Source organism: Anaerotignum sp. MB30-C6 (assembly GCF_030908465.1).
In the GTDB taxonomy this organism is placed as follows: domain Bacteria; phylum Bacillota; class Clostridia; order Lachnospirales; family Anaerotignaceae; genus Chakrabartyella.
Map to the genome: position 1 here is coordinate 2,466,124 of NZ_CP133078.1, position 16,085 is coordinate 2,482,208.

At 39.6% G+C, this 16,085-nt stretch carries 11 protein-coding genes and 1 other RNA gene; 2 read left to right on the plus strand and 10 right to left on the minus strand.

What is annotated here, in order from left to right:
- Positions 1 to 250: 250 nt before the first annotated feature.
- The 6 genes from RBQ60_RS11995 to RBQ60_RS12020 all read right to left on the minus strand — a co-directional run bounded on the left by RBQ60_RS11995 (position 251) and on the right by RBQ60_RS12020 (position 10,430).
- Positions 251 to 1,456 (minus strand): ABC transporter permease, encoded by a 1,206-nt coding sequence (locus RBQ60_RS11995; RefSeq protein ID WP_307883931.1) that lies wholly within the window; start codon positions 1,454 to 1,456, stop codon positions 251 to 253.
- On the minus strand, positions 1,453 to 2,148 hold the full coding sequence (locus RBQ60_RS12000) for an ABC transporter ATP-binding protein (RefSeq protein WP_307883932.1): 696 nt from the start codon (positions 2,146 to 2,148) through the stop codon (positions 1,453 to 1,455). Before RBQ60_RS12000 ends, RBQ60_RS11995 begins: the two co-directional genes overlap by 4 nt.
- A 10-nt stretch (positions 2,149 to 2,158) precedes the next feature.
- Positions 2,159 to 3,340 carry an efflux RND transporter periplasmic adaptor subunit gene (locus RBQ60_RS12005; protein WP_307883933.1) on the minus strand — a complete coding sequence of 394 codons (1,182 nt, stop codon included), beginning with the start codon at positions 3,338 to 3,340 and terminating at the stop codon, positions 2,159 to 2,161.
- A 378-nt stretch (positions 3,341 to 3,718) separates the two neighbouring features.
- Positions 3,719 to 7,246, minus strand: coding sequence for a pyruvate:ferredoxin (flavodoxin) oxidoreductase (gene nifJ, locus RBQ60_RS12010; RefSeq protein WP_307883934.1), 3,528 nt, complete (start codon positions 7,244 to 7,246; stop codon positions 3,719 to 3,721).
- 1,143 nt (positions 7,247 to 8,389) lie between these two features.
- Positions 8,390 to 9,403, minus strand: a complete 1,014-nt coding sequence (locus RBQ60_RS12015; protein ID WP_307883935.1) for a copper amine oxidase N-terminal domain-containing protein — start codon at positions 9,401 to 9,403, stop codon at positions 8,390 to 8,392.
- A 34-nt stretch (positions 9,404 to 9,437) separates the two neighbouring features.
- The gene (locus tag RBQ60_RS12020) at positions 9,438 to 10,430 is read right to left on the minus strand and encodes a L,D-transpeptidase (RefSeq protein ID WP_307883936.1); all 993 of its coding nucleotides are present in this window, start codon (positions 10,428 to 10,430) and stop codon (positions 9,438 to 9,440) included.
- A 263-nt stretch (positions 10,431 to 10,693) separates the two neighbouring features.
- Here RBQ60_RS12020 and smpB point away from each other — a divergent pair, with 263 nt between their 5' ends.
- Together smpB and ssrA are read left to right on the plus strand one after the other, a co-directional pair.
- The gene (smpB, locus tag RBQ60_RS12025) at positions 10,694 to 11,167 is read left to right on the plus strand and encodes an SsrA-binding protein SmpB (RefSeq protein ID WP_307883937.1); all 474 of its coding nucleotides are present in this window, start codon (positions 10,694 to 10,696) and stop codon (positions 11,165 to 11,167) included.
- Between the two features lie 24 nt (positions 11,168 to 11,191).
- Positions 11,192 to 11,549, plus strand: a transfer-messenger RNA (tmRNA) gene (ssrA, locus tag RBQ60_RS12030).
- A 212-nt stretch (positions 11,550 to 11,761) separates the two neighbouring features.
- Here ssrA and RBQ60_RS12035 read toward each other — a convergent pair.
- The 4 genes from RBQ60_RS12035 to RBQ60_RS12050 all read right to left on the minus strand — a co-directional run bounded on the left by RBQ60_RS12035 (position 11,762) and on the right by RBQ60_RS12050 (position 15,949).
- Positions 11,762 to 12,100, minus strand: a complete 339-nt coding sequence (locus tag RBQ60_RS12035) for a helix-turn-helix domain-containing protein (RefSeq protein ID WP_307883938.1) — start codon at positions 12,098 to 12,100, stop codon at positions 11,762 to 11,764.
- Between the two features lie 67 nt (positions 12,101 to 12,167).
- Positions 12,168 to 13,769, minus strand: coding sequence for a recombinase family protein (locus RBQ60_RS12040; protein WP_307883939.1), 1,602 nt, complete (start codon positions 13,767 to 13,769; stop codon positions 12,168 to 12,170).
- Positions 13,770 to 14,779: 1,010 nt separating this feature from the next.
- Positions 14,780 to 15,133, minus strand: a complete 354-nt coding sequence (locus RBQ60_RS12045) for a hypothetical protein (RefSeq protein WP_307883940.1) — start codon at positions 15,131 to 15,133, stop codon at positions 14,780 to 14,782.
- A 156-nt stretch (positions 15,134 to 15,289) separates the two neighbouring features.
- Complete coding sequence (locus RBQ60_RS12050; protein ID WP_307883941.1) at positions 15,290 to 15,949, minus strand: DUF1643 domain-containing protein; 660 nt, start codon at positions 15,947 to 15,949, stop codon at positions 15,290 to 15,292.
- Between the last annotated feature and the right edge of the window lie 136 nt (positions 15,950 to 16,085).

Genomic DNA, 16,085 nt, shown 5'->3' on the forward strand with positions numbered 1-16,085 from the left:
GGACATATTGTTACCCACTATCAATAACACAGGCTGAAGTTAGTATTCCTAAAAATCATATTCTCTTATTGTAAAATCTGCAATCTTGTTTTTACAAATACTGTATAAATTAAAAGCAAACGAACCTGATTAAGTTATTTATACTTTATCACAACCTATGCCAATGTAAAATATTCAATTGAAAGATTATAAGCACCTACGAAAAAAACAGCATACCTATCAATAGGCATACTGTTTTTGCTCATGCAAATTATTCGTACCGCAAAGCCTCTACGGGGTCTTTCTGTGCTGCTTTTCTAGCTGGATACATACCGAATCCTAAACCAACCATAGCAGAGAATGCTACTGCTATCATAACAACCGTAGGCTTTACTACAACACCTACGCCCACTAGCATACCGCCAATGCCCACAATAGAAATACCTAAAATCGTGCCAATAATACCACCTGCCGCAGAGATTGCAGCGGCCTCAATTAAAAACTGTATCATAATATCCCGTGTTTTGGCACCAAGGGCTTTTCTAATACCTATTTCTCTTGTTCTTTCTGTTACAGATACCAGCATGATATTCATAATACCAATACCACCTACTACCAAGGAAATAGCCGCAATAGCACCAACAACTGCAGAAAGGGAACCTAATACACCATCAATGGAACTCATTTCTTCTTGTGCAGAATCGCACATTACACTTTCAATATCCTGATTTTTCATTCTTGCAATATAGGACAGAATACGATTTTGCAACTGAGTCATATCCTGATTTTCATCCATACAGAAATAGAGACCCCATTGTGGTTCATCAGCCTTAATCATAATACTTTCCGGAACAAACGCCTCCGCAAAGGCACCTCCACTCAGCAACTTCTTCAGGGCAGAGTCAGTATTCTGAAAAACACCAATGACCAATAGTTCTTCCGCTTGTCTATTAATGGTTGTCTTCAAGGTTTTACCCACAGCATCTTCCTGACCAAAAACACTTAAAGCCGTTGTATTTTCAATAACAACAAATTTTCTCTTTCCTATAATATCTTTGTCATTGAGCATACGCCCGTAAATGATTTTCGGATCTTTCATTTCTGTTGGATTTTCTGCCAATCCTGATATTTTAACAGTTTCTATTTTTCTGCCAACCTTTATATCAACCCTCTCAGAAGGACTAAAACCAACATATGTAATATGCCCATCCATAGCTTCCTTTAACTTTTCCGCCTCATCTTTTGTAAACAGATGATCTTCGGTGTAGACACCATCCTCCGACATAATATAAGCAAAAGCTAAACCCTTGCCAAAAGTTTCAAACTCCCCCGCTACCATACTTCGCATGGTATCACCCAAAGAAACAATGGCAATCACAGAGCTGATACCAATAATCATACCAAGCATGGTCAAAAAGGAACGCATTTTATTGGCACGGATGGAGAACATCGCTAACTTAATATTCTCAAATATCATCCCTCTTTCACCACCTTTTCATCGCTTACAAGCTGCCCATCTTGAAAGCGAATGATTCTTTTGGTACATTGGGCAATATCTTCTTCGTGGGTAACAACTACAACCGTTGCCCCTTCCTCATTTAGCTTAGTGAAGAAGTCCATAATCTCATGGGATGAACGGGTATCCAAGTTCCCCGTTGGTTCGTCAGCAAGAATAAGAGCGGGGTCATTGGCTAATGCCCTTGCAATTGCAACCCTTTGTTTTTGCCCACCAGAAAGTTCATTGGGCAAGTGATGAACCCTCTCCCCCAAACCAACCTTCTCCAGTAACGATGTGGCCTTTGCTTTTCTGTCATCCGCCTTCATACCACCATAAACCATAGGGATCTCCACATTTTTTAGGGCAGATGTTCGGGGAATCAACTGGAACGCCTGAAAGACAAATCCAATCTTTTTGTTTCTAATTCCCGAAAGGTCATCCTCCCCCTGCTCAACAATAGAAATTCCGTCCAGTAAATAAGTTCCTTCAAAATGTCGGTCCATACAACCTAAGATATTCATTAAGGTGGATTTACCTGATCCTGATTGTCCCATTATAGCAACATATTCTCCTTCACTGATAGAAAGAGACACATCTCTTAAGGCATGCACTTGAATTGCACCCGTATCATAAATCTTATTTAATTCTTCTATTTTAATAATTTCCTTCATAACGCACCTCCTACTGAGGAATAACGGACATTCCTTCCGTCAGCTCAAGGCTGGGGTTCAGAACAATCTGCTGGCCCTCGGTTAACTCTCCACTGCGAATTTCAATCAGAAGGTCGGTTTCTAAACCAACTGTAACAGGCACGATTTGAATTGTGTTATCTTCCTTAACAACATAAACAACGGTAGATCCATCTTCTAATTCGCTAACCGCTTCATAAGGTACTGTTAATGCTTTTTCAACTTTTGCAATATAAATTGTGGCTTTCGCAGTAATACCTGCGATTAACTTATCATTTTCGCCAATTACTTCTATGTAAACTGGAATAACTCTTTCCGTGGAGTTGGCATCTTTACTTTCCCCGGTTGGAGAAATACGAGATACAACACCCTCAACCACTTCGCCTTTTAAAATATCCGCTGTGATATCTACTTTCTGGCCTATCTCCACCTTAGCAATATCCGTTTCATTGACCAAGACTTTCATCTGAAGCTTATCAATATTCTCAATGACAAACATGGGTTTTTCATCTTCCGTATCGTCTGCAAAACGCCCAACCTTTGTATTTACACGGGTTACCGTACCGTCAATCATACTACGAATTTGACAATCCTGCAAAGTTTTTGCCTCAATGCTTACCTTGCGGTTTGAATTTTCCAAAGTCTGTCTTTCCGCATCTGTTAAAACTGCAACGCCATCCTTTGCCGAAATGCCATCAAGCTTCCTTTTTGCGTCATCATATTCAGTTTGGCTGGCCGCACCAATATCGAATAATCCCTTAACATCGTCAAACTCTTTTTTGGCTTTATCGTATTCTTCCTGTCTGTCCTCTAGAAGCTCTTTCTGTTGTTTTTTCAACAAAGCCTGATCGCCCTGGCTTAAACTCATTTGATCTGCAATATCCGAGCTGTCCAAAACAGCCAATAGCTGGCCTTTTTTTACTTTATCACCTTCTTTTACCAATAATTCCTTTACTTCGTAGTGTAACTTAGATACAACCTCTGTACTTTCTGTCCCTTCTAAAACTGCTTTGAGCTTTAAAATCTCCTCCACATCTTGTGTTTCTGCAAAAGAGGTACTAACCATAGTCCCCGCAGGTTCCTTGCTCCCCCCTAGCGCAGCTTTGGCGCCAAGAGCTACAACAATCAAGCCTGCAACGGCCAGTATAATTTTCTTTTTCTTTGATAAAGCCATGTTTTTGCCTCCTCAGATTTTTTCATATGTATTATTATAACGGTCAAATTCTAAGATGTCTGTTAGTATTTCTTAATATTCTTTTAATTTAAGCTTTTTTTTCCAATTTTTCCAGTTTATTTCGTTGCTTAGTAAGTCTTATACCCTTCTTGGTGATTCAACTTGCCTTAAAAGGGCTTTATGTCATAGGTCTTATGACGCATTTCAAGCTCTTCCGAAATAGTCTATATTACAACATTTCCTATTGATAATTAGCTATTGGGGTTTGGTATAATCATACAACTCCACCAGCTAGATGATAATTTATTGGAGCCAAAACAGCAAAATAAAAAGGCGAGAAGCTATGCCTCTCGCCTAAAGTTAAAACCATTTTTGAGATTACTGGTTAGCCAATCTCTTGTAGCTTTCCAATCTTTCTTTCGCATTTCTTTCGGACTCTGCAAAGAGCGCTTCTGCTTCTTCAGGGAATGTTCTCTTTAAGGAGCTATAACGAACTTCACTTAACAAGAATTCTTTGAAGCTTGCTGTAGGTTCCTTGGAATCCAATGTGAAAGGATTCTTGCCTTCTTCTTTCAAAGTAGGGTTGAATCTAAACATATGCCAGTAACCAGCTTCAACAGCACGTTTGATTTCATTCTGAGCACCACTCATGCCGCCCTTCATACCGTGGTTGATACAAGGAGAGTAAGCGATAATCAAAGAAGGACCGTCATACTGTTCAGCTTCCATAAAAGCTTTTACTACCTGGTTCTTGTCAGCGCCCATAGCAACCTGAGCAACGTAAACGTAACCATAGCTCATAGCCATCATGCCAAGGTCTTTTTTCTTAATTCTCTTACCGGAAGCCGCAAACTGAGCAACTGCACCAACCGGAGTAGCCTTAGAGGACTGACCGCCTGTGTTGGAGTAAACTTCTGTATCGAATACAAGAACATTTACGTCTTCGCCGGAAGCCAATACGTGATCCAAACCGCCGTAGCCGATATCGTATGCCCAACCGTCGCCACCGAAGATCCACTGAGACTTCTTAACCAGCTGATCCTGATTTTCAAGAACATGAGCAATGATATTCTTTGCTTCTGCATCTGTACCACTGTAAGCCTTCAAAGCTGCAACCAATGCATCGGAAGCCGCTCTGGATTTTTCGCCGTCTTTCATTGTTGCGATCCATTCGTCAACTACACCAGCAAAAGAAGCATCGATGGATTTCAAAGTTTCAAGTCTATCCTTGATACCTTCTCTCATCTGTTTTACAGCTGTTGCCATACCTAAACCAAACTCAGCATTGTCTTCGAACAAGGAGTTAGCCCAAGCAGGACCACGGCCATCTTTATTTACTGTGTAAGGCATAGAAGGAGCGGAACCACCCCAGATGGAGGAACAACCTGTTGCATTTGCAACATACATTCTATCGCCAAACAACTGAGTTACTAATTTAGCATAAGGTGTTTCACCACAACCTGCACAAGCACCAGAGAACTCAAGCAGAGGCTGTTCGAACTGGCTGCCTTTTACGGAAGCTTTGTTCATAGGGTTAGCCTTAGGAGCTACTTCGTCAATGGCAAAATCCCAGTTAGCGATTTCGATTTCCTGGCTAGCCAAAGGCTGCATTACAAGAGCCTTGTTAGGAGCAGGGCAAACTACAGCACAGCTGCCGCAACCCATACAATCCAAAGGAGAAACCTGAACTCTGAATTTCAGTTCGCCAAAACCTGCACCCTTAGCAGCAACAGCCTTGAAAGCTTCAGGAGCCTTAGCCAATTCTTCTTCAGTTACCAATACAGGTCTGATTGTAGCATGAGGACATACATAGGAGCACTGGTTACACTGAATACAGTTTTCAGGAATCCATTCAGGTACGTCAACTGCAACACCACGTTTTTCGTATGCAGCTGTACCGCAAGGGAATGTACCGTCTTCTCTACCAGAGAATGCGGAAACAGGGAGTTTGTCACCTTCCTGTGCGTTCATAGGCTGAACAACATTCTTAACGAAATCTGTTGTTTTTCTTGTCTGTGCAACTTCTGTATCAACAGCATTTGCCCAATCAGCAGGGATTTCAACTTTAACAAGACCTTCTACGCCTTTGTCAACAGCAGCGTAGTTCATGTTAAGGATAGTATCACCTTTTCTGCCGTAGGATTTCTTAATCGCAGATTTCATGTAATCGATAGCCTGTTCGATGGGGATAATGTTTGCAAGCTTAAAGAATGCAGACTGGAGAACAGTGTTGATTCTGTTGCCCAAACCGATTTCAGCCGCAATTGCTGTACCATCGATGATATAGAATTTAGCATTCTTTTCTGCCAGCTGTCTCTTCAAGTTTGCAGGAAGCTTTTCGTCCAATTCAGCAGGAGTCCAGTTGGTGTTCAATAAGAATGTACCACCATCGTTTAACTCTGTAACCATGTCATACAGGTAAACGTATTCCTGCTTATGGCAAGCTACGAGGTGCGCTGTCTTAACTAAATATGTAGAACGAATAGGCTTTTTGCCGAAACGTAAGTGAGATTGTGTAATACCACCAGACTTCTTGGAGTCATAGCTAAAGTAAGCCTGAGCGTACATATCTGTATGGTCACCAATGATCTTGATGGAGTTCTTGTTCGCACCTACTGTACCATCAGCACCAAGACCCCAGAACTTACAGCTAATTGTGCCGTCGCCTTCTGTAACGCTGATTTCCTTACCAACTTCTAAGGAGTGACCTGTAACGTCGTCAACGATACCGATTGTGAAGTGGTTCTTAGGTTTATCCTGAGTCAAGTTTGCGTATACAGCGATAAACTGTGCAGGCGTAACGTCCTTGGAACCTAAGCCATAACGTCCACCAACAACAACGGGAGCCTGTTCCGCTTCGAACATTGCTGTACAAACATCCATGTACAAAGGTTCGCCCTGAGAACCAGGTTCTTTTGTTCTATCCAAAACAGCAATTTTCTTAACTGTTTTAGGAATTGCTTCTAACAATTTTTCAGCAACGAAAGGTCTGAACAGGTGAACTTTAACCAAACCAACTTTTTCGCCTTTTGCTACTAAGTAATCAATGGTTTCTTCAATTGCTTCACAAGCAGAACCCATGGCTACGATAACTCTGTCAGCATCGGGAGCACCATAGTAGTTGAATAATTTATAGTCTCTACCTGTGATTCTGTTGATTTCACCTAAGTATTCTTCTACTACTGCAGGAAGTGCATCATAGAATTTGTTTGCAGCTTCACGTGCCTGGAAATAGATATCAGGGTTCTGAGCTGTACCTCTGATTACAGGGTGTTCAGGGTTCAATGCATTTCTCTTAAATGCATTCACTGCATCCATGTCGATAATTTTAGCCAATTCATCATAATCAACACATTCGATTTTCTGAATTTCGTGGCTGGTTCTGAAACCATCAAAGAAGTGCAAGAAAGGAACCTTACCCTTGATTGCGGACAAGTGAGCAACACAGCCCAAGTCCATAACTTCCTGAACACTGTTTGATACCAACATAGCAAAGCCTGTCTGACGGCAAGCCATAACGTCGGAGTGATCACCGAAGATAGACAATGCCTGTGCAGCCAATGCACGTGCTGTTACATGGAATACGCCGGGAAGTAATTCACCGGAGATTTTGTACATGTTTGGAATCATCAGCAACAAGCCCTGAGATGCGGTGTATGTTGTTGTCAACGCACCTGCAGCTAAGGAACCGTGTACAGTACCGGCAGCGCCACCTTCGGACTGCATTTCTACAACTTTTACAGTCTGACCAAAAAGATTTTTCTTACCGTTTGCCGCCCAATCATCTGTTTTTTCAGCCATTGGGGAAGAGGGTGTGATGGGGAAAATGCCTGCTACTTCAGTAAACGCATAGGAAGCGTATGCAGCAGCTTCATTACCATCCATTGTTTTCATTACTTTAGACATTCGTACTTCCTCCTTACAAATTAAAATTAGTCTGTTTTTTGCCAGGGAAAACCTGTCTGCCGTTCTCAGATCAAGTCCCCTCCGTCTCCATAGAATGGTAGAGATTTATCATAGTCATTGTCAGACAATTGTCAATCTTCCCATCTAAAAATACGGATGTTTTTTTACTCGTTCATTATACAATCAAACGTTTCTCTTTTCAACTATTAAAAAAATTTTCAGCGTTATGTTTCTAACAAAATGTTTTTTGTAAGCTTTGCTTAATACTTTCTACCAAAAATAAATATATTTATGCATTTTTAAAACAAACTGCAGAAATTCAGCTATTTTTATGTCAGACAAGTTATTTTATTTATCGACATATACCGCATTGAAAAAGCATATTTTACAACTGTTTGACAATGTAATATCAATGAATTTTTTTAAGTTATTTTAACTTCATTTTTTTTTATTTCCAATGAAAAACAAGAATGTAAAAATAGAAATATATTTACATTTTATGTAAAATTATGTAAAAATCTTCTTGCCTTTTCTTTTTTTCTCTCCTCGAAAGGTAAACATAAAATCACAAGCCAGAAGCCTTGATTTTCGGGAAATACTCATTCTTTCTTCAAAATTCAACATCGACATGCCCCAGATTTTCATTTAGAAATTTTTATATTTCCTGTTTTATAAGTAATTTATTGTTATTTTAAAAACATTCTATTCCAGCTCAAAATACATTTAAAGATACTTTTAGGGCTGGTCCCCAAAAAGAAAACCAGCCCTAATTTCTAAACAAAACATAAAATACACGAGAGATTACGCGAAAAATAAATATACATAAAACTTATGGATTTTAGAAAATCAATCCTCATTCATAAGAAAAACTTATGGCTGGGTAATCTCTATCCATCAAGACTAAGGGTACTTTTATGAAAAGCTTCCTATTTAATAGACTTTAAAAACCATATTAATTTGAGGTCCATAAAACACCCTACCCTACTAAAAAAATTTGAACCATAAATAATTTGATATGCTATCCTTTGCAAACCATCCCTAAAGAACTTTGTTTTCCTTTTTTGGCGAAGCCACAGCACCTATATGAACGATCCCCCGAGGGGGGAGTGCTGTATATGAACTATGCTGAAGCTTTCAGATATGTTACATGATTCCAGGGAACAAAGCCTGATACTTGGGCTTCCATTGCCCTCCCAGTAGTGCACCATCAGCAGGAAGTAAAATCGTAAGATTTTCCTCATTGGTTGTATCTAATATGGCCAGTTCTTTACGTTGGGTAATGTAAAAAATAGAACTTTCCGTTAATTCGCCACGCTCTTTCAGTTCTCGAATACCATCTTCCGTTAACACATCGGAGATTTCAATTCGCTTTTGTTCTCTCAAATCAATGTTGAAAGTCTTGAAAAACGGTTGATTTCCTTTAACGCCTTTCCAGCAGATGGATAGAAAATCACCACTGATAAACCCCTTTTCCACCTGCATGTAAAAAGTGTTTTCTCCTTCTGTTAGAATAAATTCCTCCACTAGGGTTTTCACTTCATCCTCGACTTCTTTATTCAATCCTTTTTCGTAATTAATATCATTTAGCCCCATAATAACAGGAATCTCCAAGATGTAATCTTTGTTTCCGTCTTGCCCTTGCAACACATTGTATGCCACAATGGGTCTGGAGCTGCCTTTTGAATTTAACGAAATTTGCCTTTTTTCACTATCCCAATTTACTTCTGTTGAGAAAAAGTCGGAAAGTATTGAGGCTTCCGCATAAAGACAGCCATTTATGGTATGAGGTTCCTCACGCATTGTAACCTTGTACCCATGCATTTCCGCCATTTTCGTTCCCGTCTCAAAAACCAACTTTTTTCCCTTATAGCCTATGGTAATGTCTTTTGACTCTTTGTCCCAAGTCACAGTACCCCCTAAGCCTTGGGCCACATTGCGCACAGGCAAAAGCAAAATATCTTCATCATCGTAATATAAAGGTATGTTCTCCCCTTCGCCATACACTTTTGTTTGTTCCTGCCCTGTTGTTCTTTGTTTTGGGTTTGAAACCTCCATTTCCATCTCTCTCTCCTTCGTCAGCCACATAGAAAGAGCTATGGTACCGCATATCATCGCTGCAGAAACGCAAACGATTATAGCCGTTTTCTTTATATTCATGTTTCCCCTCATCCCTTTTACTTAGAAAATATTCTTATTCCGTTGCCAATGCAGCGGATTTTATGGACTGATTTGAATCGTTTTTCCAGGGAAATAATCTCAACAAGCTTACCCCCGTTGTACCGTTATACTCCAGGTCTATCTCCCCAAGAGCTTCCTCCTTTCTTACGTTCACACCTATTATTTCGGCTAAATCTCTCAAATTGAAATATACTTTTCCATCATTCTTTACGTAAGAGACCTTGTATTTGTGGCGCTGAAATAAAATTTCAACGTTACCTTCTTCCTCCAAACCTTCTGTGTACTGGGGTAAAACTAAAGTCACACCTAAGTTTCCAAATACCAACTGGGCATCGTCAGCCGTTAAGGCATAATTTCCGTTTCGAAAATCCACATCAATTTTACGGATAAAAGCCCCGCTCTGCATACCCATTTCTATTACTTCATTCCCTTTTTTCCATGGGTTGGCTGGATCAGGGTCCGTGGGGTCCCAATTTCTTCTAGTATCATTTAGATCAATTTTTTGAGGCTTTGTCGGCTCAAGGGGTTCTGGCTCGTTGCTTCTATACATCTTTACACTTGTACCTGATGGGCAGTTGTCGTAAATCCACTTCACGTCTTCTACTGTCATTCTAATGCACCCCATAGATGCTATTTCCCCTAACTTGTTATATTCTTCGTATTCTAAAGTGCTTTTATCTTGCTGTAGGTATGGAACAGAGTGAAACAATATGTGCCCCGTAACTCTGGTCGCATATTGCCCATATACATCTCCAAACAAAGGACGCCAAACATATTTATCTGATGTATGGAAAGTTCCTACGGGAGTTTCTTCCCCACCAGAGCAATAAAAAGCTTTTTCTGGCAAAGTATACCTTCCTTCTTCGTCCATATTATATACCGTTACGATATTCTGAGTCAAATTTACTGTTATATAATAGGGGTAAGACTCCGCCCCAGCGTAAATCGGTACTAACCAAGTAAGGGATAAGAAAAATACCAACATCCCTAAAAATCTCTTTTTCATTTTTTCCTCCTTAACTTCTATCTTCTAAAAAAAAGCGACACTTGGCCTATTATATTGCTTTTTCTCAAAAAAAGAAAGAATTTTTAGAATCTTTTAAGAAAAGGTTTTTTACTGGAGTTTTTTTTCGAAAAAAGTAAGAAAATTACCAACTTTTCTTAAAATTGTAATATGATTGTCATTTGCGTTTTTCACAAAAGTATGGTATCATCCTTATGAGATATTTCTCATCAATTCATTGATAAAAGGAAAGTGTAGGGTTCTTTATGGCAAAGGGAAACGGTACTAAGCTAATTGCACAAAACAAAAAAGCATACCATGACTACTTTATCGAAGAAGTATTTCAGGCTGGGATTTCTTTGGTTGGGACTGAAGTAAAAAGTCTGCGTGCGGGCAAATGTAGCTTAAAAGAAAGCTTTATCCGAATTGAAAACGAAGAAGCTTTTATCTACAATATGCATATTAGCCCCTATGAACAGGGTAATATATTCAATAAGGATCCTCTCAGGGTAAGAAGGCTTTTGCTTCATAAAAACCAGATTCGAAAAATTGCCCAAGAAAGTCAAGCCGCTGGGTATACCGTTGTTCCTGTGAAGCTTTATTTTGACCGCAGTTTGGTTAAAATTGATATTGCCTTGGCAAAAGGTAAGAAACTTTATGATAAGCGGGATACCATTGCAAAAAATGATCAGAAGCGGCAAGCTGAAAAAGACTTTAAAATTCGTAACCTTACCTTATAATTGCTCAATGAACCTTTTTATTAGGGGGATGTAATGGTTTCGACGGGAGTCTTGAAAATAGGGATAGCCATCCGCAGGCCGGTTAACTGCGTCATCAAGCCGGAAACTTTTTTAAAAAGAAAAGACAATAATAAATTAGCAATCGCTGCCTAATTGCGGCAGCCGTCGGCCTCTGATCTCTCGCTGTCAGAGTTACCGGCGTCGACTAGGCGGGGCACTTTTTCGCTTAAGCTTTGCGGCGTAAAAAGATTCATGAAGCTACCAAGGTACACAGCCTGTCAATCGGGGGTGTAACGAGGGAATGTTAAAAGACTGACTGTGATGGGAGAAGTTCTTATGGATGGGTTTTCGGACAGGGGTTCAAATCCCCTCATCTCCATAGAATAGACACTCGGGGCAAACTTTAGAGTTGCTTTGAGTGTCTTTTTTCTTGCTTGAAAATAGTCGCTTTCGCCCTTTCTGAGCCTGTGTTGACGTAGCTTGACCATTCCACTAGGCATGCTTGTGCTGTGTGAAAATGGCTGTTTTTTGGTGAAATGAGGGCAAAGTTTGCCTTGGACAAATGACACAGGGACTTTGCCCTGCTGTCCTGTTTTACGGCTGTCTTGTTCTATTTGAATTCAGTAACTCCAGTAGCATTTGAAGTATTGAAAGTATGGATTGTTTCTCTTTCTCTGAAAGGTTTTCTGTTTCCTCGTTCCATAGGGAGTTGATTTCTTCCTCTTTGTTTAGATTGCAGATTAGATTTGCAAACGGAATGTTTAGGACTTCTCCTATGTTTTCCAGTATGTGTACCGAAGGCTGTCTTGCCCCTCGCTCTATCTGACCTATGTATGAAACACTGATGTCTAGTTCTTCTGCAAGTTTTTCCTGAGATATCCCTTTCCTTCGTCTTGCATTTTGAATCTTGTCTCCTATGTTTTTGTAATCCACTAATTTCACCTCGCTTAATAAAAAATAACGTCTATGGGTTATTAGTCCATAGACGTTTATGTTTGTTTTATACTGCATCTTTGTAGTTGTTATAGATGTTTTCCAAAGTTTCCTCAAAGATTAGCGGTTCAAGGGTTTTGTTTTTTGATGGAACGTTTACCTTGGTTATTACTTTTACCTTATCGGAATAGACAACAACTTTTTCAATATAGCTATTGATTATCGATTTACACTTAGGAAGATTTTTATTCTTTATAAATTCCTTTGAACTCTCAACTAAACCGCACACAATATTTTCGCTTGTCTGAAGATTTACATCCATTGATAGCTCATCTATACGATCTTGAAGTAGCTGCTTTTGCCTTTCCAATTCATGAAGTTTTTCACTTACGGTATCAATGGTTATGCCTGATTGGCAAACGATTTCCAATGTTTGTGAGGTTTCCTTTACAACCGCCTTTAGCTTACCTGTTGCTTCTGTGAGTTCCTTTTGGGTTTTCTGTTGAATCTCATTTTTATATTGGTTAAGCATGTCAGTAAGTTTTTCTATGGAATGTTTACTAAAAAGATTATTGTATAAGGCATCCAGAACAAAGTTTTCTATATAGTTCTTGTTCAGCTCTTTTGTATTGCAAGTCCTTTTTTGTGCCCTTCCAGAGCATTTGTAAGTAACATATTTGAGTTTGTTTCTTCCGCAGTATCGGGAGTTCCCAAACATAGACATACCACAGTTTCCACAATAGACTAACCCCGATAATAGGTATAATTCCTTTGCTTTAAAACTTCCCCCTCTTTTAAGATTTCTCTGCATTAAGCTTTGTACCTTTGCAAATGTTACATCTTCTATGATTCTAGGCATTCCCCCTTCTATTCGGATTACTTCACTTGAATCCTTTTCTTTTGGTCTTCTTATCCCATCGAAATCTTTTTCTTTCCTAAGGTTGAATATGAAAATACCTTTGTATTTCTCGTTTTTCAGAAGATTGTTCAGACTTCCGTTTGCAAACTGGTTGTTGGCTTTCGTTCGATACCCATTGGAATTTAGATACTGTTGTATCTGTTTGTAGCCATTGCCTTCTGCATACATCCTGAAAATCAGCCTTACCGTCTCTGCCTCCTTTTCGTTGATTATGTACCTGTGAGTCTCTCTGTCCACATCGTAGCCTAGAGGAGGGGTTCCGCCAACGTGCTTGCACTGGAGGGCAGTTTCCTTCTGTCCTTTCAGGACTTCCCTAGCCAAATTTTGACTGTAGTATTCGTTCATCCCTTCTGTGACAGCTTCCATCATTATGCTTTCGGGACTGTCGTCCAATCTTTCTGTCACCGACATTAGCCTGCAATTATTCATTTTTAGCTTCTTCTTACAGATGATAGAGTCATAGCGGTTTCTTGAAAATCTGTCTAGCTTATGGACTATGACTGTATCAAAGAAACCTGTTTTACTGTCTTGTAGCATTTGTTGAAATTCTGGGCGGTTGTCATTGGTTCCGCTTCTGGCTGAATCTGCATAGATTCTGGTGATGATGAGCCCCTTCTCTTCTGCAAACTTTCTGCAAGCTCTTACCTGTGCATCAATGGATTCCTCCCTTTGATTGGTACTGCTGAATCTTGCATAGATTACTGCTGTATTAGAGTAAGCTCTTTGCTTTTGTTGTTTACTAATTGCCATAGGTATTCCCCTTTCCTTTTCAACGATTATTCAAATTTATAATATAGGAATGAAATTTGAGTAGATTCAGACGGGAACGGGGGTGGTAACGTGGAATATGACGGGGTTTGTTTTGACACAGAACGCTAGGATACACTGGGGAAAATCTGAAAAACCCCGAAACCCCGTTGTTTTTCGATGAAACGATAGTATGGATTCTATGAGATTGGATTTTGAGTTTACATGACTGAAAGCATAGTGAATGTGTTCCATGTTTTCAGTTTTCTAGGACTTCATTAGTATTGGCACTCGCCTAGAACCCCTGTCACAAATATAGCCTTTATCCTATGTGTTTAGCTTTGTAGAGAAAATCAACATTGTACTAGGAAGAAATGAATAGTGTTTAGCCAATAGAGAAGTATTGATTTTACGGCATTTTTACAAAAGATTGTGTGTGCCTATTAATTTGGAATTCACCTTTTAACTTACCCACAAACAACTTTCGGCACTTTCGGCATTTTCGGCAAATTTGGAGCAAAAGGGTCTGGCTATTGTTTATTATCTTTATTTTCTTACTTTTAGAAAAATAGCGAAAATGGCGAAAATGCCGACAATAGGCTGAGGTATCCTTGCTTTATTGCTGTCGTGATGCTTTCGGCATTCTCTTTTTGACTCAGGTTTCCAACGGGGTTTCGGGGTTTTCCAGAGATAGGCTAGGCTTTCTCTATACTTCATGCAAAATTTCATCGGGAGTCCACCGCTGTTTTTCCCGAGATAGGGGAAAAAAAAGAAACCTTTCGGCTTCTCTGGATAGCAGAGCATCTCTGGTCACTCCTCACAAAACACAACGCACCACCGCTTTTGGGCTTTGGTGCTACAAGGTGTTTTGCGGAAGTTTCCGTCTATGTCACACCCTTTTCGGCTGTGCCTCCTACCTTTGGTCGGAGCTTTCTGCTTTTCATGGCTTTATTACAATCAATTGATGTAAATTGAATTAAACTATAATCGCTATTAACTACTTAATAGGGAGCCTATATATAGTCATAGAAATTTTTACTTACGGTTGTTTGAGTAGATAGCATGATATTGATACCAAACTCATTATTGCATAGTAGGAAAATTTGAAGCCATTCGTCTGAAAGTTTGGTACAGTATTCGGGGATGGCTTCTTCCAAGTCCAGTTGGTATTTTGCTTTCAACTTATCTACATCTAGGTTGCTTTCTACGATACAAACATATCCCCCATCATCTTCAAAAATGTTCCTACCTTCTCCATACGCTTCATCCAGTATTTTTGCAATGCCTACAACCGCCGTAAAAACCTCATTAGAAAATAAGCCTTTTAACCTTTCCGCTTCTTTCTTCGTTCCGATTATGTATAACACCAAAATCTCTCCTTTACTTTAATATGTACACTACGTTTATTAGTAGATTTACTTTAGAAATATGTAGATTATTATTTTAATCCAAGGCATTTGATTCACTCCTTTATAGTTTTTTAGCACAAAAATAGACCTAATCCTCAACTTGGGGATTAGGTCTCATTCTGGTGTTTCTTCTGATTGTTGATTTTCTAAGCTTTCCTCTGCTGAAATTCCAGCTTCTTTCTGCCTTGATTTCTTGGTGTTTACATCTGGTGGGGCAGGCTGTTGGGAGGGCTGATTCTGGGTGTTTGGCATTTGAAAGGGCACTAGTTCCCAATGGTTTCTGACGGATGGAGTCAGAGGGTGAACTCCCTTCTTCCCTCTTTCATCTTGAATGAGATAGAGCTTGTCTTTGTAGTCCGAAAGCATGTCCAGAACGCTTTTTTGATAGGCTTGGATCCTTTTGTTGCCGTCACCACATGAACCCCATGCAATGATGGCTTTTTCGTTGCTTTCGTCTGCCACACACTTTAGGATTGTTTCTCTGTTTTCCTGATTGTAGGCTTCTTCTGATTTATCTACTATGAGTTTGTTGTAGTTGAGCTTCGAGCCAAGGTTTACAAGGTCACACCCTCCATAGCCTCGAGCGTGGAGATTTTTGATGACAAGGCTTGTGGTTAGGTCTGTTACGATGCAGTTGGCTTCTGCTGGTGATGTCATGATGACAACAGCCTTTGGTTTCTTCTCTTCCCATTCTAGGGTGAGTAGAAACTTGTGTTTCCTGTCCTTTGAAAAGGTGCATTTGCTTTTGATGGTTGCTTTTTCTGTGATTGGCATGGCTTGTCCTCCTTAATTAGTATTTAGTGTTTGTTATGTTCAAGGTAATAATATTAGTTTATAGGAGGATTTATTTCATTAGGAAAGGAATTTAGGAAGAAAAAAGCAGGAATATATTGTCATTTTTTGTGACTAT